At 71.5% G+C, this 21990-nt stretch carries 19 protein-coding genes and 1 pseudogene; 9 read left to right on the top strand and 11 right to left on the bottom strand.

Going from position 1 to position 21990, the window contains the following annotated elements; translation table 11 throughout:
• Positions 1 to 234 carry a hypothetical protein gene (locus FBY22_RS11910; RefSeq protein WP_142144861.1) on the top strand — a complete coding sequence of 78 codons (234 nt, stop codon included), beginning with the start codon at positions 1 to 3 and terminating at the stop codon, positions 232 to 234.
• Between the two features lie 17 nt (positions 235 to 251).
• Here the strand turns inward: FBY22_RS11910 and FBY22_RS11915 are convergent, their stop codons facing one another.
• From FBY22_RS11915 to FBY22_RS11930, 4 genes are all read right to left on the bottom strand, one after another.
• On the bottom strand, positions 252 to 1067 hold the full coding sequence (locus tag FBY22_RS11915) for an SDR family oxidoreductase (protein ID WP_142144864.1): 816 nt from the start codon (positions 1065 to 1067) through the stop codon (positions 252 to 254).
• Between the two features lie 25 nt (positions 1068 to 1092).
• On the bottom strand, positions 1093 to 1488 hold the full coding sequence (locus FBY22_RS11920) for an inositol oxygenase family protein (RefSeq protein ID WP_142144865.1): 396 nt from the start codon (positions 1486 to 1488) through the stop codon (positions 1093 to 1095).
• Positions 1489 to 1583: 95 nt separating this feature from the next.
• A complete protein-coding gene (locus FBY22_RS11925; protein WP_142144867.1) occupies positions 1584 to 2771 on the bottom strand; it encodes a permease in 1188 nt (395 codons plus the stop codon).
• Positions 2772 to 2828: 57 nt separating this feature from the next.
• The gene (locus FBY22_RS11930) at positions 2829 to 3935 is read right to left on the bottom strand and encodes an ABC transporter ATP-binding protein (RefSeq protein ID WP_142144868.1); all 1107 of its coding nucleotides are present in this window, start codon (positions 3933 to 3935) and stop codon (positions 2829 to 2831) included.
• 374 nt (positions 3936 to 4309) lie between these two features.
• Between FBY22_RS11930 and FBY22_RS11935 the strand changes: the two genes are divergently transcribed.
• Entirely contained in the window at positions 4310 to 4483 is a 174-nt protein-coding gene (locus FBY22_RS11935) for a hypothetical protein (protein ID WP_106980896.1), read from the top strand.
• Between the two features lie 152 nt (positions 4484 to 4635).
• Here FBY22_RS11935 and FBY22_RS11940 read toward each other — a convergent pair whose 3' ends face one another.
• The 6 genes and pseudogenes from FBY22_RS11940 to FBY22_RS11965 all read right to left on the bottom strand — a co-directional run bounded on the left by FBY22_RS11940 (position 4636) and on the right by FBY22_RS11965 (position 9929).
• Positions 4636 to 5274, bottom strand: coding sequence for a LysE family translocator (locus FBY22_RS11940; protein WP_142147552.1), 639 nt, complete (start codon positions 5272 to 5274; stop codon positions 4636 to 4638).
• Positions 5275 to 5330: 56 nt separating this feature from the next.
• Entirely contained in the window at positions 5331 to 6677 is a 1347-nt protein-coding gene (locus tag FBY22_RS11945; protein WP_142144870.1) for an amidase, read from the bottom strand.
• A gap of 492 nt (positions 6678 to 7169) precedes the next feature.
• Entirely contained in the window at positions 7170 to 7778 is a 609-nt protein-coding gene (locus FBY22_RS11950; RefSeq protein ID WP_142144872.1) for a DedA family protein, read from the bottom strand.
• 64 nt (positions 7779 to 7842) lie between these two features.
• Entirely contained in the window at positions 7843 to 8361 is a 519-nt protein-coding gene (locus FBY22_RS11955) for a MaoC family dehydratase (RefSeq protein ID WP_142147554.1), read from the bottom strand.
• 78 nt (positions 8362 to 8439) lie between these two features.
• A pseudogene (locus FBY22_RS11960) lies at positions 8440 to 8798 on the bottom strand (SAM-dependent methyltransferase); the annotation flags it as partial.
• 120 nt (positions 8799 to 8918) lie between these two features.
• Positions 8919 to 9929 (bottom strand): LacI family DNA-binding transcriptional regulator, encoded by a 1011-nt coding sequence (locus tag FBY22_RS11965; protein WP_142147556.1) that lies wholly within the window; start codon positions 9927 to 9929, stop codon positions 8919 to 8921.
• A gap of 231 nt (positions 9930 to 10160) precedes the next feature.
• On the opposite strand from FBY22_RS11965, the gene FBY22_RS11970 reads away from it, so the two are divergent.
• The 6 genes from FBY22_RS11970 to FBY22_RS11995 all read left to right on the top strand — a co-directional run bounded on the left by FBY22_RS11970 (position 10161) and on the right by FBY22_RS11995 (position 19691).
• Positions 10161 to 11453, top strand: a complete 1293-nt coding sequence (locus FBY22_RS11970) for a sugar ABC transporter substrate-binding protein (protein ID WP_142144874.1) — start codon at positions 10161 to 10163, stop codon at positions 11451 to 11453.
• Between the two features lie 6 nt (positions 11454 to 11459).
• The gene (locus FBY22_RS11975) at positions 11460 to 12362 is read left to right on the top strand and encodes a carbohydrate ABC transporter permease (protein WP_142144876.1); all 903 of its coding nucleotides are present in this window, start codon (positions 11460 to 11462) and stop codon (positions 12360 to 12362) included.
• On the top strand, positions 12359 to 13264 hold the full coding sequence (locus FBY22_RS11980; protein ID WP_142144878.1) for a carbohydrate ABC transporter permease: 906 nt from the start codon (positions 12359 to 12361) through the stop codon (positions 13262 to 13264). The genes FBY22_RS11975 and FBY22_RS11980 overlap by 4 nt, the downstream gene beginning before the upstream one ends.
• Before the next feature lie 32 nt (positions 13265 to 13296).
• The gene (locus FBY22_RS11985; RefSeq protein ID WP_142144880.1) at positions 13297 to 14553 is read left to right on the top strand and encodes a glycosyl hydrolase; all 1257 of its coding nucleotides are present in this window, start codon (positions 13297 to 13299) and stop codon (positions 14551 to 14553) included.
• On the top strand, positions 14550 to 16550 hold the full coding sequence (locus tag FBY22_RS11990) for an endo-beta-N-acetylglucosaminidase (protein ID WP_142144881.1): 2001 nt from the start codon (positions 14550 to 14552) through the stop codon (positions 16548 to 16550). The genes FBY22_RS11985 and FBY22_RS11990 overlap by 4 nt, the downstream gene beginning before the upstream one ends.
• A gap of 120 nt (positions 16551 to 16670) precedes the next feature.
• Positions 16671 to 19691 (top strand): glycoside hydrolase family 38 C-terminal domain-containing protein, encoded by a 3021-nt coding sequence (locus FBY22_RS11995; RefSeq protein ID WP_142144883.1) that lies wholly within the window; start codon positions 16671 to 16673, stop codon positions 19689 to 19691.
• A gap of 29 nt (positions 19692 to 19720) precedes the next feature.
• On the opposite strand, the gene FBY22_RS12000 is transcribed toward FBY22_RS11995, so the two are convergent.
• Positions 19721 to 20413: a TetR/AcrR family transcriptional regulator gene (locus tag FBY22_RS12000; protein WP_142144885.1), complete on the bottom strand. Its 693-nt coding sequence runs from the start codon at positions 20411 to 20413 to the stop codon at positions 19721 to 19723.
• A 130-nt stretch (positions 20414 to 20543) separates the two neighbouring features.
• Between FBY22_RS12000 and FBY22_RS12005 the strand changes: the two genes are divergently transcribed.
• Complete coding sequence (locus FBY22_RS12005) at positions 20544 to 21989, top strand: DHA2 family efflux MFS transporter permease subunit (RefSeq protein WP_142144887.1); 1446 nt, start codon at positions 20544 to 20546, stop codon at positions 21987 to 21989.
• Position 21990 lies beyond the last annotated feature (1 nt).

A 21990-nucleotide genomic window follows, 5' to 3' on the forward strand; every position in this document is an offset into this window, starting at 1 on the left:
ATGAGCAGTCCACACGGTATCGATCCGCGAGCGCAGAACGACCCGCGCAACCGCTACCCGACCGATGAGCAGTTCTACGGCAGCGACCGCCCCGAGCACGCTCAACTGCCGGAGGACCGGCCGCGCGGCGGTGGCGAGACGACTCCTATGAAGCACCGCGGCCCGTGGGCGACGGCCGCGCTGATCGCCTGCATCATCCTGCTGATCCTCGTCGGCATCGCACTGTTCCCCTGAGGGAGCCCCCGCCACCGTCATGAGCGAGGTGGTGCGTATGAGCGAAGCATGTCGTGGACGGCGTACTCCCGTGCGGAGTGCGCCGTCCGTACGCGTGTGCCGCCGTCCACCAGCAGATCCGCGCCCGTGATCCACCCGGCCGCGTCGGAGGCCAGCCACACCACGGCCCGCGCGATGTCGTCGGGCTCGCCGATCCGCCCGAGCGGCAGACCGGCGGCCACCCGCTCCTCCTCGGGCTCCCACACGAACCGGGCCATCTCGGTGCGCACCAGCCCGGGGGAGACCGAGTTCACCCGCACCCTCGGCGCCAGCTCGCCCGCGAGCTGCCGGGTCAGGTGCAGCAGGGCCGCCTTGCTGGTGCCGTAGGCGCCGACGTTCGGTCCGGCGTGTCCGGCGCCCTCGGTGCAGATGTTGACGACCGAGCCGCCGTGCTCCCGCATCCACGCCCGCCACGCGCCCTGCACCAGCCGCAGCGGTGCCTCGACGTTCACGGTGAAGGTCGTCCGCCACGCCTCGGGGTCGGCGTCCATGAGCGGGCCGTAGGGCTGGTTGGTCGCCGCGTTGTTGACCACGACGTCGAGCCGCCCGAACGCCCGCACGGCGGTGTCGACGACCTCCCGCAGATGGTCCGGGTCGCCGACGTCGCCGCTGACGCCCACCCCGTCCAGCTCGGCCGCCGTCCGCCGCACCTCCCGCGCGTCCCGGGCGGTCACGCACACCCGTGCGCCCGCCGCGGCCAGATGCCCGGCGACCGCGCGCCCGATGCCCCGGGTCCCGCCGGTCACCACGGCGGCCCGGCCCCGCAGCCCGTCCTGCGCGTACGACGACGTCATCGCCGTACCGTCTCATGACGGGCCGTCAGTCAACAGCCCCCAGGCGGGAGTTGCGGGCGGCGACAAGTTCCAGGACGGTACGCCAGTCCTCCAGGACGCCGGCGTCGAACCCGGCGGTCCGGCTCTCCTCGTCAGCAAGGATCAGGCGCGTCAAGTCGTCCTCGCGGGCGCGTCCGTCACGGCGCACGAGGCGGTAGACGCGCTCGCCGAGCAGGGACCTCACGGCCGCGGCGGCGTGCTCGGCCCCGCGGGACTCGTCGCCGGGGCACAGCAACCGTCCGATGTCGTGCACCAGCCCCGCCAGCTGGAGCTCCTTGTCGGCGGGGCGGCTGCGGCGCAGCAGGGCGGCGGTGCGCAGCGCGTGCCGACTCCGGCAGGCGTACAGCAGATCCATCAGCTCCTCGACACTGCGCAGCTCCATGCGTCAGTCCTCCCGCCGGACGGGCCGTTGCCGTCCGTCAGCAGATCATGGCCGTGTTTCGAACCGGCCAACGGGACTTGAACTGCGCGGCCCCTTCAGTGCTGCGCGTGCGGGTCGTGGTGCGCGTGCCCGGCGTGTTCGTGGCCCTCCTCGGACGGCGCTCCGCCCATCATGCGCAGCATCGCGGGCCCTCCGCTGCGCCAGAACCGCCACATGAGCACCGCGGCGAGCAGCAGGAAGGCGATGTTGAGCCAGGTGGTGTAGTTCCACGACACGCCCTCGTCGGGGATCTTCGCCGCGCCCTGGTCGGGGACGAGTCCGAGGGCGCCGAAGACCAGTTCCACCGCGTAGCCGGCGAGGACCGTCGCCGCGTAGAAGGTGACCAGCAGGAAGACGGTCATCCGTGGGCCGTAGTACTTCCGGTAGATGTTCAGGATCGGCAGGATCAGCAGGTCCGCGAAGATGAACGCGACCACGCCGCCGAAGCTGATGCCCCCCTTCCACAGCACCACCGCCAGCGGCACGTTGCCGATGGAGCAGACGAACGAGGCGATCGCCACCAGGGGACCGATGAGCGGGCCGACCAGCTTCGCGGCGAGCGGGTGCCCCTCCAGGAAGAGGGACTGCCAGAAGGAGTCGGGCACCCAGGCGGCGATCGCGCCCGCGATCAGCAGGCCGACCACCAGGTCGCGCAGGATCGCCGCCCACTCCATGACGAACACGTGGGAGACGGAGGTGAAGCCGTCGCGGGACAGGAGCCGCCGTACGAACGACCCCTCGCCGCCGACCGACATGTCCATCGCGGCATGGCCCTCCATGGAGCCGGCGAGCCCGCGCCCGGCCTGTTCGCGGGCCTCGCGCAGCAGGCGCTGCCGCAGGAAGATCCGGAACAGCACCGCCAGCACCACGATCATGATCGGACCGCCGGTGAACTCGGCGAGGGTGAACTGCCAGCCCATCAACAGGGCGAGGATGATGCCCAGTTCGACGACGAGGTTGGTGGAGGCGATCTCGAAGGCCATGGCGGCGGTGAAGTCCGCGCCCTTGCGGAACAGCGAGCGGGCCAGCGCCACGGCCGCGTAGGAGCAGGACGAGGAGGCGGCGCCGAGGCCGGCCGCCAGGGTGAGGGTGCGGGGGCGGTCGTCGCCGAGCAGCCGTACGACCGTCGACCTGCGAACCACCGCCTGCACGACGGCCGACAGCGCGAAGCCGAGCACCAGGGCCCAGGTGATCTCCCAGGTCATCGATCCGGTGAGGGAGAGCGCGTGGAGGATCGCGTCCATGGGGCTGTGGTCCTTCCGGTCCGTCCGGTGTGACACCTCTCCGCGGCACTGTACCCCCTAGGGGTATGCATAGCGCATGCCGGTCACGGCCGAGAAGCAGTGCACGGCGTCGGTGCGGACCGCCACGCGCACCGGTTCCCCCCTGAAGTGCGTGGGACGCCCGGGGAGCCGGACGACGACGTCACCGAGCCCGGTGGCCGCGGGCGCGGACGTGTGCAGATGGACTACGGCGCCCGTGTCCTCGACCGCCTCGACCACCAGGTCCAGCCCCGGCGTCGTCCGGTCCTGCGACGGCAGGACGTCGAACTGCTCGGGCCGCACGCCGAGCACGATCTCGGCGGCGCCCTCCGCCGCGGCGGCCCGCAGGACGGAGCGGGGCAGCGGCACGTCCAGACCGCCGAGCCCGACGCCGTCCGGGGAGAGCCGCAGCCGGAACAGGTTCATCGCCGGCGAGCCCACGAACCCGCCCACGAAGGCGTTGGCCGGCCGCGCGAACAGCTCCCGCGGCCGCCCGACTTGCTGCAGCACCCCGTCCCTGAGCACGGCGAGGCGGTCGCCCATGGCCATCGCCTCGGTCTGATCGTGCGTGACATAAACCGTGGTGATGCCCAGATGGTGCTGCATCCGGACGATCCGCCTGCGAGTCTCCACCCGCAGCCGGGTGTCGAGGTTCGACAGCGGCTCGTCCATGAGGCAGACCCGCGGATCCCGCACCAGCGTCCGCCCGGTCGCCACCCGCTGCTGTTCGCCGCCCGACAGCGAGCGCGGCCTGCGCCCCAGGTACCGCTCGATGTCCAGCACGGACGCGGCGAAGCGGACCCGGCCCCGGGCGTGCTGCCGGGGCATGCGCGCGATCCGCAGCGGGAAGCCGATGTTGTCGGCAGCCGACAAATGCGGGTACAGCGAGTAGTTCTGGAACACCATCGCGACGTCCCGCTCGCGGGGCGGAAGATGGGTGACGTCACGGACGCCGATGTGGATCGACCCCGCATCGACGTCCTCCAGACCGGCGAGCAGGCGCAGACAGGTCGACTTTCCGCACCCGGAAGGTCCGAGCAGCACCATGAACTCCCCGTCCTCGATCTCGAGGTCGAGCGAGTCGACGGCCGGCCGGTCGCCCGACGGGAAGCGCCGGGTGACCTTCTCGAAGGTGACGGACGCCATGACATCCCCCTCCCGGACAGGTCCTCGCACCCAGAGTGGAACGGGTGTTGCCGTTCGGCACGCTGCTAGACCGAAAGAGTGACGCAAGAGGGGAATGAAACAGGATGAATTACAACAGTAACCCCAAGTTTTCAGCCCCATAGAGCAGGGTGCCGCTCATTTGGTTAATCTGGTCCGGACGGACAGCACCACAGGGTCCCACCCACACCCACGTCCGTCCCGGGGCAAGCCGTTCACAACGGCCTGCTCGTACTCGAGTTACCGGCGCCACCGCGTCCGAGCTGTTTTCGACTCACACCCGAGCGGGCGTCAGGTGCCGGACCACACAGTGGCCGGTATGCCCCGAGGGTGACCCGACACATAAGGAGTGCGCGGTGACACCGGAGAAGACGAATCGCGAACAACGCCCCAAGGAACGCACCGAGCGCGCCGGCCGCAGGCCCGGCGAGCTCGGCAGCCTGGACGTGTGGGCCCGGTCGGCCCCGATCCGCCTGGCGGGTTACGAGGACGACCTCGCCGAACCCCACATCCTGCCCAGCGTCGACTGAACCCACGGCAGGATCTTCGCGATCGCCGACCGCGGGGGGCGTACCGCCACACTCACGTCCCCCGCGGAACACAGCAGCCGCGGCCGAGACCGGCCGCGGCTCCGTGTGTATCGGTCCGTCTCCGTGTATCGGTCCGTCTCCTCGTGACCGTCCTAGTCCTTGCGGCCGGTGACGGCCACGGTCACGCCCAGGGCGATCATGGTCAGGCCGCCGGTCCCGCCCACCAGCGACAGCCGGCGCGGGGAGCGGGCGAACCAGGCGCGGGCGGTGGAGGCGGCCAGGCCCCACACACTGTCTGAGGCCAGCGCGATGGCGTTGAAGACCAGGCCCAGCACCAGCATCTGCAGCGTGACGTGCCCCCGGTCGCGGTCGACGAACTGCGGGAGGACGGCCGCGAAGAACACGATCGTCTTGGGGTTGGTCACGCCGACGGCGAACCCCTCCCAGAACGTGCGCAGCCCGCTGTGCGCCTCCCCGCCGCCCGCGAACGCCGCCCGCAGCGAACTTCGGGTGCGCCACGCCCGGATCCCCAGGTACACCAGGTAGGCGGCACCGGCCAGCTTCAGCGCGGTGAAGACCAGGACGGAGCGTTCCACGACGGAACCGATGCCGACCGCCACGGCCACCACCAGCAGATAGGCGCCGAGCGTGTTGCCCACGACAGTGGTCAGCGCGGCCCGGCGCCCCTGGGCGAGCGCCCGTCCGACGACGAACAGGACGCTGGGGCCCGGGATCACGATCAGCAGGAAGGACAGCGCCGCGAAGGCGAGCAGTCGGTCGGTGGACATCATGCTCTTCATGCAAGCACGACGAGGCGCCCGGCCTCAGCCCTATTTTCCGCGGCCCCTCAGTCCAGCGGCGCCGTGCGCTGCCACGGATGCAGCTCCTCCAGCTGCCGTGCCACCTCCAGCAGCAGCGCCTCCGATCCCGGGCGGCCCACCAGCTGGACGGCGGTCGGGGCGCCGGAGGGCAGGGTGCCGAAGGGCACGGCCATCGCCGGCCAGCCGGTCAGGTTCCAGGGCGGGGTGAGCGGCGAGTAGTTGGTGTTGGCGACGATGTTGGCCAGCCAGCCCCGCTCGTCCCAGGCCACCGACCTGGGGGAGCGGCGGGCCAGCGCCGGGGTGAGCAGCACGTCGTACTCGTCGAAGAACGGCTCCAGACGGCGGCGCAGCCGCTCCCGGCTGTCGCCTGCGCGGACGCGGCCGACGAAGCGGCGGCCGACCGCTGCGTGCACGCGCGTGCGCCGGGTCAGCAGGCGCGGGTCGAGGCCCTGGGCGTCCACCGCCGTGCCCGCCGTCCAGTGCGTGAGGGAGGTCGTGCTCAGTGAGAGCGGGTAGGGCGGGTCCGCGCGGCGGACCTGGTGGCCGGCCTTGATCAGGACGCCGGCGGCGTCGCGGGCCGCGGTCGTGTACGGCCGGGTGACGGTCACACCGGCCAGGGGACTGCGCAGCGACACGGCGATCCTGCGGATGGCCGGCTCGGACGGCGCCGCCTCGGTGTCGGTGTCCGCGAGCACCGCCAGCATCAGGCGGGCGTCCTCGACGGTCGTGGCAAGGGGCCCGTTCTCCGACATGCCGAACCAGTCGCCGTCGCTGATGCCCGCCGGGACGACCCCGTGGCCCGGCTTGATGGTGACCAGACCGCAGTTGGCGGCCGGGATACGCAGGGACCCCATGCCGTCGTTGCCGAGGGCGAGCGGCACGAACCCGGCGGCCACCGCAGCCCCGCTGCCGCCCGAGGAGCCGCCCGCCGTGCGGGTGAGGTCCCACGGGTTGCGGGCGGTGCCGTGCACGCCCTCGGTGGTGCCGAAGACACACAGCTCGGGCACGTTCGTCAGGCCCACGACCACCGCGCCCGCCGCCCGCAGCCGAGCCACGGTGACATGGTCCTCGGCGGCGGGAGTGTCCGGGCTCGCGGCCGAGCCGACCCGGTTGGACTCGCCCCGCACGGCGAGGTTGTCCTTGACCGCGACCGGCACACCGGCCAGGGGCAGCTCGGCCAGGTCGGCACGCGAGGCCACCTCGTCGGCCTCGGCCAGCGCCGCCTCGGCCCGCACGACCCGGAACGCCCCGACACGTCCGTCCAGCCGTTCGATCCGGGCGAGATGCTCGGCCACCACGTCCCGCGGCGTGGCGCGCTTCTCGCGTACGGCGGCGGCGATCTCGGCGGCGGTCCGGCCGACCCAGCTGGTCACGGGCGCTCCTCGGGGGTGCTTGCTCGTCGGTACTCGTCAGTAATCTTCGCTACGGAGAGCACTCTGCCCCGGAGCCCTGCCCCACGTCGAGAGCGCCGGCTCTTGGACATTCGGGCGTGTCTTCTTGGACTTTTCGAGGGGTGCCGTCGGGCCGCTCCTCTCGGACCCGCAGGTCATCCGATCACTGGCCCAACTGGGGCCGAATCGCACCCCATTGACAGCCCTCGGGGGCCGCCCGCTGATCACACCTCCGATGAATGGTGGAGCCTCCGTGCGAGGTGGAGTGGCATGGGTGAGTTCCGAAAGAGAGCGCTGCGCCTGTTGGGCGCGGCAGCGGCACTGGCGCTCCTGGTGGCGCCGACGTCGGTGGCCGCGCGGGAGGAACGGCAGCAGGCTGCTCAAGACAGCGGTACGGGCCGCCGCCGCGGCTGCGGCCGTCCTCCTCGCGCGGTTCGCCCTCTACCGCTCGCGGGTCTGGCGGCGGGAGCGCCGTCAGGCGTGGTTGCGGCGGTGCTTGCGCACGCGCCAGACGATGAGGGCGACGACCGCCAGTACAGCCGTCACCAGCGCGACGGACCGCCCGACCAGGGTCTCCGCCTGCTGGTAGGCGGCCCCCGCGGCGTAGCCGAGCACGGCGTTGCCGACACCCCAGATCGCTCCGCCGAGCGCGTTGTAGAGCAGGAAGCGGCGGTACGGCATGTCCGAGGCGCCGGCCATCGCCGGGACGAAGGAGCGGAACAGGGCGATGAAGCGGCCGATGAACACCGCCGCCGGCCCGTGCCGGCGCAGCAGGTCGCGGGACTTCTCCACCCGCTGCGTCTTCCGGCGCAGCGGGCGGCTGCCCAGCAGTCGCGGCCCCGCACGGCGGCCGATCTCGTAGCCGACGCCGTCACCGACGATCGCGGCGACGACGACGGCGACCGAAAGCCACACCAGGTCGACCACGCCCTGCCGGGCCAGCACGCCACCGACGATCACCGCCGTCTCCCCGGGCAGCACGAACCCGAAGAACAGCGCGTCCTCGGCGAAGACCATGGCCGAGACAACCACGTACACCACGGGCGCGGAGAGATCGTCGAGCCAGTGGAGGAGCGTGCTCATCCGCCGACTCCCTTCCCGGCCGCCGCGCGGTGACCTTCACCGCCGACGCAACGAGTACCCAGTGCTAGCGCCGAGAGGCGTCCTCGGACGGGCGGCACCGCAGGATGTTGATCGCGGTCATGGTCAGGACGGTGTCGCCGTGCTGGTCGAGGACCTCGATCGCGGTGCGCACGAGCCCGCGGTCCGGCTTCGAGCGCGACAGGCGTGCCTCCTTGACGGTCGTCCGCAGGGACAGCGTGTCACCGGGGCGGACCGGTCGCACCCAGCGCAGTTCGTCGATGCCGGGGGAGGCCAGGCTCGCCACCCTGCTCACGTAGTGGTCGGCGTACAGTCGCATCATGACGGCGCAGGTGTGCCAGCCGCTGGCGATCAGGCCGCCGAAGGGGCCCTGGGTCGCGGCCCGCGGGTCGGTGTGGATGCTCTGCGGATCGAACTCGCCGGCGAAGCGGAGGATCTCCTCCTCGGTGACGGTGATGCTGCCGTACTCGTAGACCTCGCCCGGGACGTAGTCCTCGTACCAGCGGTCCTCGACCGGGGCGGCGAAGTCGGCGTCGCTGAGCGTGGTGGTGGTCGCGGGTCCCATGAGCGTCACGATAGTGGCCGTCGGCGAGCGCGGCGGGCCGTCAGGTCTCGCTGAGGACTCGCTCGAGGAAGTCCACCGAGTGAGCAGGGCCTGGGCGTGCACCAGCACGAGGGGGTCGTTGTCGACGTACACGATGCAGCTGGCGGGGGCGATCCGCTGGGCCACCTCGTGGGTGTTGTCGGCCGTGGGCAGTCCGGTGCCGACGTCCAGGAACTGGCATATGCCGGCCTCGGCGGTCAGGAGGCTCACGGCCCGGTTCAGGAAGCGCCGTTGGAGGCGGGCGAGCATGGCGATGTCCGGGAACATCCGCAGGATCGTCTCGCCCACCTGGCGGTCGCGGCGTAGTTGTCCTTGCCGCTGAGCGGGAAGTTCCACACCCGGGCCGAGTGGGGCTGGTCCGGTCGCAGCCGGTCGTCCGGCGGGGCTTCGTCGGTCATGGGGAAAAGGTCACAGGAAGTGGGCGGCTCCGTCCGGCCGTTGACACCGGCCGGGGTCCGGTGCGCGGCGTACCGCAGGGGCCTCCGGCTCCCGGGGGGGACGGTCCGGGCGGCGTCGCGTCAGCCGCCCCGCGCCGCGCCCGTGCTGTCGCGCACGATCACCCGTGGCACCGGTACGCGCACCGTCCGGGCCGGCCCCCCGTCCACCAGCGCGGTCAGCTCCCGCGCCGCCGTGCGCCCGAACTCCACGCTGTCCCTGGACAGGGCCGACAGCCACGGCTTGACCATGCGGCACAGCGCCGAGTCCTCCCAGGCCACCACCGACACGTCGGCCGGTACGGAGAACCCGAGTTCGCCGGCGGTGGCCACGCCGGCGACGGCCATCACGTCGTTGTCGTAGATCAGGGCCGTCGGGGGAGCGGGGCGCTCCAGGACCCGGCGGGTGACGGCCGCGCCCTCCGCGTCGGAGTAGTCCGTGGTCACCGACTCCACCTCGGTCAGGCCCCGGCGTCCGGCCTCGGCGCGCAGGGCGCGGATCCGGCGTTCGGTGTGGGCCAGGCCCGGCAGACCGGCGATGTGCACGATCCGGCGATGGCCGAGCGCGTACAACTCGTCCACGACCGAGGCCATGGCGCCCGCGTCGTCCGCCCACACGGTGGAGATGCCGGGATGGCGTTCGTCCGGCGCGCCGCCGATCACCACGGCCGGCAGGCCGAGCTCGTCCAGGAGGCCGGGGCGCGGGTCGTGGGTGCGGGGGTCGACCACGAGGACACCGTCGACGCGGTGCTCGGCCCACCAGCGGCGGTAGACCGCGCACTCGTCGGCCACGTCCTCCACCACCTGGAAGAGCAGGCCGAGATGGCGTTCGGCCAGCACCTCCTGGATGCCCGAGACGAGTTGGAGGAAGAACGAGTCCACGCCGAGCGTGTCCGCGGGCCGGGCGAGCACGAAGCCGACCGTCGCAGCGCCCTCCCCGGACAGCTGGCGCGCCGCCGTGCTGGGCCGCCAGCCCAGCTGCTCGGCGACCCGGCGCACCCGGTCGCGGGTTCCCTCGGAAACCCCCGGCCGGCCGTTGAGAGCGAAGGACACCGCGCTCTGGGAGACCCCGGCATGCCGTGCGATGTCCTTCATCGTGGGCCGGGGCGCGGGTGACCGCTTGCCTGACACGGTGATTCCCCATTCGTCCGACGGATTCCGCGAGAATATGCACTAATGCGGTTCAGCTGCAAGAACCTAATGCGCTTTAGCAACTAATGAAATTAGCTTCGCCGGTGCCATTGACGGGCCGCTGAAACGGCGTGCAGGGTCTCGGTCGTTGGCCAACCCCGCTGCCACTCCGCCGCACAAGGAGGCCGTTCCATCGTGCCCGTTTCCCGCAGAACTCTCGCCGCCGCCACTGCCCTCTGTCTCGCCCTGCCGTTGAGCGCCTGCGGCTCCGGGAGCGACGGCGGCGGCTCGACCGACGCCTCCGGCAAGGTCCAGGGGGACATCACCTTCCAGACCTGGAACCTGCGCGCGAACTTCAAGGACTACTTCGAGGGAGTCATCGCCGACTTCGAGAAGAAGTACCCGGACACCCGTGTGAAGTGGGTCGACCAGCCCGCCGAGGGCTACGCCGACAAGATCAGCGCGGACGCGGCGGGCGGCACCCTTCCCGACGTCGTCAACGTCTCCCCGGACCTCGTCGCCCCGCTCGCCAAGGCGGGCCTCGCCCTCGACCTCGACAAGGCCGCGGCGAAGTACAAGAAGGAGTACCTGGCAGGCGCCTGGGCCAGCCACCGGATACCGGGCATGACGGGGACGTACGCCTTCCCCTGGTACCTCAACACGGGCCCGCTGTTCTACAACAAGTCCCTCTTCAAGAAGGCCGGCCTCGACCCCGAGACGCCGCCGAAGACGTACGACGAACTCTTCGCCGACGCCCTCGAACTCGCGAAGAAGAGCGACGGCAAGGTGGCGACCCTCGCCAACGTCCCGACGATCGAGGACTTCGGCCGCTACGGCGTCGAGCTGATGAACAAGCAGGGCACCGCGTTCACCTTCAACGACGCCAAGGGCGTCCAGATGCTCGCGAAGTACAAGGAGTTGTACGACGCGAAGGCCCTGGACCCGCAGGCGCTCACCGCCACCCCGGAGTCCTCCGGACGGAAGTTCCTCACCGAGGCCGTCGCCATGAACCCGGGCAGCGCCCTCGACCTCGGCAACTTCAAGAAGCAGGCGCCGAACCTGTACAAGAACATCGGCATCACCGACCAGATCACCAGCACCGGCCACGTCAACATGTACGTCATGGGCGTGATGGTCAACTCCAAGACCAAGCACACGCCGGCCGCCGTGGCCTTCGCGCACTTCGTCACCGACGCCGAGCACCAGATGTCCTTCGCCAAGAAGGTCGCCATCTTCCCCAGCACCGCCGGCTCCCTCGACGACCCGTACTTCACCAAGGAGGACGGCAGCGACGAGACGCGGGTGCGCGTCGCCGCCGCCAAGTCGCTCAAGAACGCGGTCAACTACACTCCGGTGCTGTTCAGCGAGCAGATGAAGACGGCGCTGCGCAACGAGGTGGCCAAGGCACTGCAGGGCAAGGAGAGCCCCAAGGCGGCTCTCGACAACGCTGTCAAGCAGTGCAACACGCTTCTCCAGCAGCAGGGATAGCGTCCGATGGCCCTGTCCACCGCCTCCCGGGTGCAGCGCGTGCGGCGCCAACTGCCGTTCAGCCCATGGATGTTCGCAGCGCCCGGGCTGCTGATCACCGGCGTCTTCATCCTGTACCCCTTCGTCTCCACGCTGGTCAACTCCCTCACCGACCGCCGCACCCTGATCCCGGGGAAGTTCGTAGGGCTCGCCAACTTCCGCGAGCTGCTGCACGACGACATGTTCTGGATCGGCCTGCGCAACAGCACGCTCTACGTGGTGGGGGTCGTCCCCGCGCTCGTGGTCCTGCCGCTGCTGCTCGCGCTGCTGGTCCAGAAGAACATCCCCGGCATCACCTTCTTCCGGTCCGCCTTCTACACCCCGGTCGTCGCCTCGATCGTCGTCGTCGGGCTGATCTGGGTGTGGCTGCTGGACGAACGCGGCCTGGTGAACTCGCTGTTGGAGACCGTCGGGGTCGGCCGGGTCGGCTTCCTCAGCGACCAGTGGCTGCTCCTGCTGAGCGCCATGGCCGTCACGGTCTGGAAGGGCCTCGGCTACTACATGATCATTTATCTGGCGGCGCTGGCGAACGTCCCCCGCGAACTCCACGAGGCCGCCGCCGTCGACGGCGCGGGAGCGGTGCGCCGCTTCCTCACTGTCACGGTGCCCGCCGTCCGCTCCACCATGGTCCTGGTCGGCGCGCTGTCCTCGGTGGCCGCCTTCAAGGTCTTCTCCGAGGTGTACCTGATGGCGGGGCCCAGCGGCGGACCGGCCGGCGAGGACACGACCCTCGTCATGCTGGTCCAGCGCACCGGCACCGGCCTGACCGGGCGCGTCGGCTACGCCTCGGCCATCTCCGTGGTCGTCTTCGTCGTCACCGTCGTGCTGATGCTGCTCGTACTGCGCGCCGACCGGAGGGACGGGACATGAGCGTCCTGGAGAAGGCACCACCGCGGACCGAGAAGCCCGCGGCGCGCGAACCCCGCGTCACCGACGAGCACGGCCGCCGCATCCGGATGTGGGAACTAATCCTGCGTTACGCGCTGCTGCTCGCCGTCCTGGCCCTGACCGTAGGCCCGTTCCTGTGGCAGCTGTCCACCTCCCTGAAGGGGCCGACGGAGGACATCTTCAGCTCCCCGCCCAGGTTCCTGCCGGGCCATCCGACCCTGCACAACTACGAACGCGTCGCCGACACCATCCCGGTCTGGGACTACGCCCTGAACTCGCTGAAGGTCGCCACCGCCAACGTCGTGACCAACTGCGTCGGTTCGGCCCTCGCCGGCTACGCACTCGCCCGGCTGCGCTACCGCGGGCGCCGGGTCGCCACGCTCGTCTTCATCCTCGCGATGCTCGTGCCCGTCGAGGGCATCATCATCGCCCAGTTCACCACCATGCGGGAGCTGGGCCTGAACAACACCCTCGTCGGGGTCGTCCTGCCGGGCTGCATCGGCGCCATGAACGTGCTGCTGATGCGCAACGCCTTCCTCAACCTGCCGTACGAGATCGAGGAGGCCGCCTACGTCGACGGCGCCAACGTCTGGCAGCGGTTCCTGCGCATCGCGCTGCCATCGGTCAGGGGAACCGTCGCGGTCGTCGCCATCTTCGCCTTCATGGGCGCCTGGGACGACTTCCTGTGGCCGCTGATCGTGCTGAGCGACCCCTCGAAGTTCACCCTGACCATCGGCCTCAACTATCTGCACGGCACCTTCGCCAACGACGAACGGCTCGTCGCCGCCGGCACCGTCATCGCCGTGGCACCGCTGATCGCCCTGTTCGCCTGTCTCCAGCGGTACTTCTTCCGCGGGGTGGGCGAGGGCGCCGTGAAGGGCTGAACATCCCCGACTCGCCCCCGCAAGGACACCGCATGCCTCCAGCCGTGCGCTTCGGCGTCAACTACACCCCCAGCGAAGGGTGGTTCCACCACTGGCTCGACTTCGACCCCGACTCCGTACGCGCCGACCTCGACTCCATCGCCGCGCTCGGGCTGGACCACGTGCGGGTCTTCCCGCTGTGGCCGTACTTCCAGCCCAACAGGACGCTGATCCGCGGGCGGGCCGTCGAGCAGCTCGTGCAGCTCGTGGACGCGGCCGCCGAATGCGGGCTGGACGTCAACGTGGACGGCCTGCAAGGGCACTTGAGCAGCTTCGACTTCCTGCCGGCGTGGACGCGCACCTGGCACCGGCGCAACCTGTTCACCGACCCGGAGGTGCTCGACGGCCAGGCCGAGTACCTGCGCACGCTCGCCGCCGCGCTCGCCGACCGGCCCAACTTCCTCGGCATGACCCTCGGCAACGAGGTCAACCAGTTCTCCGCCGGCCCGCACCCCGACCCCGACCGGGCGACCGGGGACGAGATCGACGCCTGGCTGGCGCGCATGCTGGCCGCCTGCGAGAAGGGCGCCCCCGGCAGACTGCACCTGCACGCCGAGTACGACGCCACCTGGTACCAGGACGACATGCCGTTCACCCCCGCCCAGGCCGCCCGGCACGGCGCGGTCACGGCCGTGCACTCCTGGGTCTTCAACGGCACCGCCCAGCGCCATGGCCGTACCGCCGTCCCCACCGAGCACCACGCCGCCTACCTCGTCGAACTCTCCAAGGCCTGGGCCGACGACCCGCACCGCCCGGTCTGGCTCCAGGAGGTCGGCGCACCCGCGCCGCTGGTCCCGCCCGAGCACGCAGCCGCCTTCACCGAGGCGACCGTCGTGAACGCGCTGGACTGCCCCGACCTGTGGGGCATCACCTGGTGGTGCTCCCACGACGTGTCCCGGGAGCTCGTCGACTTCCCGGAACTCGAATACGGACTCGGCCTGTTGACCAACGACCGGCACCCGAAGGACACGGCACGGGTACTGGCCGCGGCGGCATCGCGCGAGCACCCGGCGCCCGCGCCCCGGACCACCGCCCTCGTGGTCCCCGCGGAGCCGGGCTCGCGCTCCCGCTGCGCGCCCGGCGGCCCGGTCTTCGACGCCTTCTTCCGGCTCACCGCCGACGGCGCCCGGCCCACGACCGTCCTGGACACCCGTGCGGACGACGGCGACCACCTAGCCGCCCGGGCCATCACCGAAGTCGTCACTCCCGAACAGGTACTCCCCACCCCACAAGGAGGCACCAGCTCGTGAACCCCACCCGACGCACCGTCCTGCTCGCCGGCGCCGCGGCCGCCCTGCTGCCCCCGCTGCCCGCCTCCGCCGCCCCGAAAGCCACCGTCGCGGCCACCCAGCCGTACGCCTCGTACTGGTACCCCGACTCCCTGCCCTCCGGCTCGCCCGGCACCGGCATCACCTGGCGGAGCCTGAAGTCCTGGACGGCCGCAGGCGATCCGGACCTCGCCTTCAACGCCGCCTCGGTGCCGCTGGCACCCCGCTTCACCCCGACCCCGGCGAACACGACCGCCCGCTCGGGGCAGGCCCGCGTCCAGTCGCTGGTGTCCTTCGGGCCGACCTCGGGCAACCCCTCGCAGGGCTCGGCCACCGCCGACTACTACGCCCTCACGCACTGGGCGTACCTCGACGAGCTGGTGTTCTGGGGCGGCTCGTCCGGCGAGGGGTTGATCCTCGCCCCGAACGCACCGATCGTCGACGCCGCCCACCGCCACGGCGTCCCCGTGCTCGGCAACATCTTCCTGCCGCCCGTGACCTACGGCGGACAGCTGCGGTGGACGCGGGACCTGGCGCAGAAGGACGCCGCCGGGCACTACCCGCTCGCCGCGCAGCTGGTGGCCGTGGCCGCCGCGTACGGCTTCGACGGCTGGTTCGTGAACGCCGAGACGGGCGGCGGCAACGCGGCGCTGGGCGCCGACATGCTCGGCTTCGTCAAGGAGCTGAAGGCGCTGGCAAGGGGCCGGGGACAGCGGGTGACCTGGTACGACGCCATGACCGTGAACGGGACGGTGAGCTGGCAGGGGGCGCTGAACAGTCAGAACCAGGCGTTCTTCCAGGCCGCCGACGACATGTTCGTCGACTTCCGCTGGAGCGCGGGCAGCCTCGCCTCCTCCGGGCAGAAGGCCGGGCAACTGGGGCGCAGCCGCTACGAGTTGTGGGCGGGCGTCGACGTCGAGTCGAACGGGCCGGACACGGTCGTCGACTGGGACGCGATCGTGCCCAGCGGCAAGGCGCACATCACGTCCATCGGCTTCTACCGGCCCGAGTGGACGCGCAACCACCTGCCGGCCTCGGGCACTCCGGGCGACTTCCACGCCGCCGACGACCGGTTCTGGACCGGGCGTTCACTGGATCCCTCGCGGCCCGACGCCGCCGACCCCTGGCGGGCGCCCGCCGTGTCGGTCGCGGACCGGTCGACGGTCGGCGGGGTGCCCTTCGCGACCACCTTCAACACCGGGCACGGGCTGCGCTGGTACGAGGACGGGGCCGTCACGTCGGACACGCCGTGGAACCACCTCGGGCTCCAGGACCGACTGCCCTCGCGGCAATGGGTGGTACGGACGGCGGGGGCGCGGCCGGCCGTGTCGTTCGACTTCGCGGACGCGTGGCGGGGCGGCAGCAGCGTGCTGGTCGACGGTGAACTGGACGCGCCGACGACGGTCGAGCTGTACGCGACACGGCTGCCGGTCGGTGCCGACACGGTCGTCGAGCTGACGCACCGGACGGACACGGGGGCTGTGAACGTCGAGCTCGCGGTCGCCCTGGCGGAACCGGGCGCGCCGGGTGCGACACCGCCGTACACCTATCTGCCTGTGAACCCGGTCAACGGCTGGAAGACCGTGACCGTCCCGCTCACGGGTCTTTCCGGGACGCTCCACTCGATCGCCGTACGGCTCACCGCGAGCGAAGGCCCGGTGAAGTGGCGTCTCGGCGGCCTCGCGGTCCGCGACACCGTCGTCACCCCCGAGGCCCCTTCCGGCCTGCGCGTCACGGCGGCCTCCGGCGGCGACCTGCGCCTCGCCTGGGCTCCCGCACCCGGCGACGTACGCCACTACACCCTCCACCGCCTCCTGGCCGACGGCACCCGCCGCTTCCTCGGCGCGACCTGCCAGCGGGCGTACTTCCTCGCCGGCCTGCAGCCCGAACAGGGCGAGAGAGCGGCGCGGTTGGAGCTGCGCGCGGTGGGGGAGCTCTACACCTCGTCGGCCGCCGTCACCGTGACCCACACCTGGTGACCACCCACACCTGGTGACCACCCGCACCGGGTAACCACTCGCACCTGGTAACCCACTCGCACCCGGTAACCACCCACTCCTTGTGATCACCCGCCACCGGAACAGCTACGGAGCACCCGCATGCATGACGACCGCACCCTGGTCGAAGCCCGTCTCAAGCGCGTCCTGGACGAGCGCCTCCGTCCCGCCGTGTACCCCGAGAGCGTGCCGCTGGAGGTCGCGGTGTGGCACGCGCCCGGTGAGCCGGTGCCGGTCGCCGAGGGGCTGGCGGCCGAGCCCGAACCGATCGCCGTCGGTGCCCGCTGGGGTGCTCCGTGGGCGACCAGCTGGTTCCGCGTCACCGGGACGGTGCCCGGGGCGTGGGCCGGAAGGACCGTCGAGGCGATCCTCGACCTCGGCTTCGACGAGAACATGCCCGGCTTCCAGTGCGAGGGCCTGGTCTACCGCCCCGACGGCACCCCGGTGAAGGGTCTCAACCCGCGCAACCAGTGGGTGCGGATCGGGGCCCCCGTCGAGGGTGGCGAGGAGGTGCGCCTGCACATCGAGGCGGCCTCCAACCCGGTCATCCTCGACTACCACCCCTTCCTGCCGACACAGTTGGGCGACAGGGAGACCGCCGGCAGCGACCCCCAGTACACCCTGACCCGCATGGACCTCGCCGTCTTCGACGAGACCGTGTGGCAGCTGGTCATCGACCTGGAGGTGCTCAGCGAGCTGATGGCCGAGCTCCCGGTGGAGTCCGCCCGGCGCTGGGACATCCTGCGGGCGGTGGAGCGCGCGCTGGACGCGATCGACCTGCAGGACGTCAACGCCACGGCGGAGGAGGCCCGTTCGCGTCTGGCCGAGGTGCTGGCGACCCCCGCCGCTCCTTCCGCGCACTGCCTCAGCGCGGTCGGCCACGCGCACATCGACTCGGCGTGGCTGTGGCCGCTGCGCGAGACGGTCCGCAAGGTCGCCCGCACCACCTCCAACATGACGGCGCTCCTCGACGACGAGCCCGACTTCGTCTTCGCCATGTCCCAGGCCCAGCAGTGGGCGTGGGTGAAGGAGCACCGGCCCGAGGTGTGGGCGCGGGTGAAGAAGGCCGTGGCCGACGGCCGGTTCGTGCCGGCCGGCGGCATGTGGGTGGAGTCGGACACCAACATGCCCGGCTCGGAGGCGATGGCCCGTCAGTTCGTGCACGGCAAGCGTTTCTTCCTCGACGAGTTCGGCATCGAGAACGAGGAGGCCTGGCTGCCCGACACCTTCGGCTTCGCGGCCGGACTGCCGCAGATCATCCGGGCGGCCGGCTCCAAGTGGCTGCTGACCCAGAAGATCTCCTGGTCGCAGACGAACAAGTTCCCGCACCACACCTTCCGCTGGGAAGGCATCGACGGAACCCGGATCTTCACCCACTTCCCGCCGGTCGACACCTACAACTGCTCCATGAAGGGCAGCGAACTCGCCCACGCGGCACGCAACTTCAAGGACAAAGGAGTCGCCCGCCACTCCCTCGCCCCGACCGGCTGGGGCGACGGGGGCGGCGGCACCACCCGAGAGATGGTCGCGAAGGCCGCGCGCGTGCGCGACCTGGAGGGCTCGGCGACCGTCACCTGGGAGACTCCGCGGGACTTCTTCGAGAAGGCCGAGGCCGAATACCCCGAGCCGCCCGTATGGGTCGGCGAGCTGTACCTGGAACTCCACCGCGCCACGCTCACCAGCCAGGCGAAGACCAAGCAGGGCAACCGCCGCAGCGAACACCTCCTGCGCGAGGCCGAACTCTGGGCGGCCACCGCCGCCGTACGCACCGGATTCCCGTACCCCTACCAGAAGTTGGACCGCCTCTGGAAGACGGTGCTGCTGCACCAGTTCCACGACATCCTGCCGGGGTCGTCGATCGCGTGGGTGCACCGGGAGGCGCGGGCGACGTACGAGCGGGTCGCCGTCGAACTGAACGCCGTCATCGACGCCGCTCAAGGGGCCCTGGCGGGCGAGGGATCGACGCCCCTCGTCTTCAACGCGGCCCCGCACGCCCGCGCCGGCATCCCCGCGGGCGCCGCGGGCACGGCACTCATCCAGGGGGAGACGCGGCTCTCGCCGCGCCCCGGCGGCGGGCACGTCCTCGACAACGGTCTGCTGCGGGTGGAGATCGACGCCCGGGGTCTGGTCGTGTCCGCCTACGACAGCACGGCCGACCGCGAGACGATCGCCCCCGGCCGGGCCGCCAACCTCCTCCAGCTGCACCCCGACTTCCCGAACATGTGGGACGCCTGGGACGTGGACGAGTTCTACCGCAACACGGTGACGGACCTCACCGACGCCGACGAGGTGAGCCCCGGCGAGGACGGCACGTCCGTGCGGGTCGTGCGTTCCTTCGGCGCGTCGCGTGTCACCCAGGTGCTGTCGCTGCCGCCCGGTGAGCGGCGGCTGGTGCTGGACACGGAGGTGGACTGGCACGAGACGGAGAAGTTCCTCAAGCTCGCCTTCCCGCTCGACGTGCACGCCGAACGGTACGCGTCGGAGACCCAGTTCGGTCACTTCCACCGCCCCACCCACACCAACACCTCATGGGAGGCGGCGAAGTTCGAGGCCTGCAACCACCGCTTCGTCCACCTGGAGGAACCTCGCTGGGGTGTCGCCGTCGTCAACGACTCGACCTACGGCCACGACGTGACCCGTACCGTGCGCACCGACGGCGACCGCGGCACGACCACCACGGTCCGCGTGTCCCTGCTGCGCGCTCCGCGCTTCCCGGACCCGGAGACCGACCAGGGAGTGCACCGCTTCCGGCACGCGCTGGTGCCCGGGGCGGGCATCGCTGACGCGGTCCGGGAGGGCTGGCGCATCAACGTCCCGGAGCGGCGGGTGGAGGGCGCCTGCGAGGTCGCGCCGCTGGTCTCGGTCGATCAGGAGGCGGTGGTGATCACCGCCGTCAAGCTGGCCGACGACGGGAGCGGGGATGTGGTCGTCCGCTTCCACGAGGCCCACGGCGGGCGCGTCCGGGCCGTGCTCCGCGCCGGGTTCGAGGTCGCCGACGTCACGGTGACCGACCTCCTGGAGCGGCCGCTGGCTGACGGCGCCGCGGTGGAGCGCGACGGCGCGCGTGTCGCCGTACGCCTGCGCCCCTTCGAGCTGGTGACGCTGCGGCTGCGGAGGGCGTAGGCAGGCGCCGACCGGGCGGACCGTCCTTGTCAGGCGGGGTCGCGGTTCCTGTCGGCCCGTGCTCCGTAGTGCCGCAGGAACATGTCGACCCCGCCGGTGATCAGACGGTCCGTCAGGTCGTCGTCCACTTCGGCGCCGTAGGCGCTGAACACCAGGTGCGGATAGACCAGCAGCGAGTACAGCTGCAGGATCGCCACGTCCAAGTCACCGACCTCCAGGCGTCCTTCGTCGGCCAGGTGCCGCAGCGCCCGCGCCATCGCCGGGTGATGGTGCTCGGTACCCCGGCGGTGCCAGGCCGCCGCGAGTTCCGGGAAGCGGTGCAGCTCACGGGCGACGACGTTGCGCAGGGCCAGGACGTCGGGGTTCGCGCGGACCTCGGCCACCCAGGCCCGCGCCGCGGCGACCATGGCCTCCCGCAGGTCGTCCGAGTCGCCGAGCCCCTCGATCGCCGCGGCCAGCGTGTCGTCGAGCGGCGCGTCCAGGGAGTCCTTGACGACCCCGACGAACAGGGCCTCCTTGCTGCCGAAGTGGTTGTAGACCGTCACCTTCGACACGCCCGCCTCCGCGGCGATCGCGTCGACACTGGCGTCGAAACCCTCCCGCAGGAAGAGCGCGCGAGCCGCCTTCACGATGGCCTGCCGTTTCGCCTCCGCGCGGGGGCCGGCCGGCGGCTGCTTGGCGGGATGCGCGGTGGCGGGGGTGGCGGCGTTCCTCGGGCTCATGGGGCGAGTCTACCCAGGTATCTGAACTGTACCGTTGAGTTCATCTGAACTGTGCCGTACAGTTCAGATCGATGGGTGTGCAGGGCCCTGGCATGCCGTCCACCGGCAGGAAACGACCCGAGGAGTAGCCATGAGCCACCTCCACCGCACCACCCCGGACACGGCGCACCATCCGCCCGCTCCCCAGGAGGACACCGCCACGCGCCGACCGGGGCTGCTGCTCGCCGTGCTCTGTCTGGCGCAGTTCATGCTCATCCTCGACGTCACCGTCGTGAACGTCGCGCTGCCCGACATGGCCGCCGACCTCGCCCTCGGCCGCGAGACCCTGACCTGGGTGGTCACCGCGTACACCCTCTGCTTCGGCGGACTGATGCTGCTCGGTGGCCGGCTCGCCGACGCCCTCGGCGCCCACCGCACCGTACTGGCGGGTCTCGCGGTGTTCACCGCCGCCTCGCTGGTCAGCGGGCTGGCGACGGGCGCACCCATGCTGCTGACCGGCCGCACCCTGCAGGGCGTCGGCGCCGCCCTGATGTCCCCGGCCGCCCTGTCGATCGTCACCACCGGCTTCCACGGCGAGGCACGCAACAAGGCACTCGGCGTCTGGGCGGCCATCGGCGGCACCGGATCCGCCGTGGGCGTCCTGCTGGGCGGCGCACTGACGGACGGCCCCGGCTGGAAGTGGGTCTTCTACATCAACGTCCCCGTCGGCGCCTTCGCCCTCGCGGTCCTGCCCGCCCTGCTCCCCAAGCGCCCGGCCCGGCCGGCGCGCCTGGACGTGCCCGGCGCGCTGCTCGCGACCACCGGCACCGCGTCGCTCATCTACGGCCTGGTGAAGGCGGGCGACACGGGATGGGGGAGTGCGCCCGCGGTACTGCCGCTGCTCGGTTCGCTCCTCCTGTACGGCGTTTTCGTCGCCGTCGAGCGCCGCTCCCGCGCCCCGCTGATGGACCTGCGCATGTTCACCCGCCGTCCGGTCGTCGCGGGCGTGTTCCTGATGCTGACGGCGACGGCGCTGCTGATCGCCTACTTCTTCCTGGGCTCCGTCTACCTCCAACACGTGCGCGGATTCAGCCCGTTGCGGACCGGGCTGGTGTTCCTGCCCGTCGCCGTGGCCACCGGACTCGGGGCGCACCTGGGCTCCCGGCTGGTCGGCCGGATCGGCAGCCGCGCCACAGCGGTGGCCGGCATGGCGGTCGCGGCCGCCGGGACCGTACCGCTGACCACGCTGTCCGCAGGCGCCGGCGTGTACGCGGCCGTCGTCCCCGGCCTCGCCGTGGCCTCCTTCGGTCTCGGCGCCGTCCTCGTCACCGCCACCACCACCGCGCTCGCGATGGTCGCCCACGAGGAGGCCGGGCTGGCCTCGGGCGTCGTCAACACCTTCCACGAGGTGGGCGGTTCGATCGGCGTCGCCGTGATGTCCACGGTGGCCGCCTCCGGCATCGACCACGGGACGGCCGCCGGGTTCTCGGACGCCTTCACGTTCGGCGCGGTCGCCGCGGCCGCGAGCGCGCTGGTCGCCCTGGTGCTCGTACCGCGCGGAAGGCCCCAGGTGCCGCCGGGCATGACCATGCACTGAC

Source organism: Streptomyces sp. SLBN-31, assembly GCF_006715395.1.
Lineage (GTDB): Bacteria > Actinomycetota > Actinomycetes > Streptomycetales > Streptomycetaceae > Streptomyces.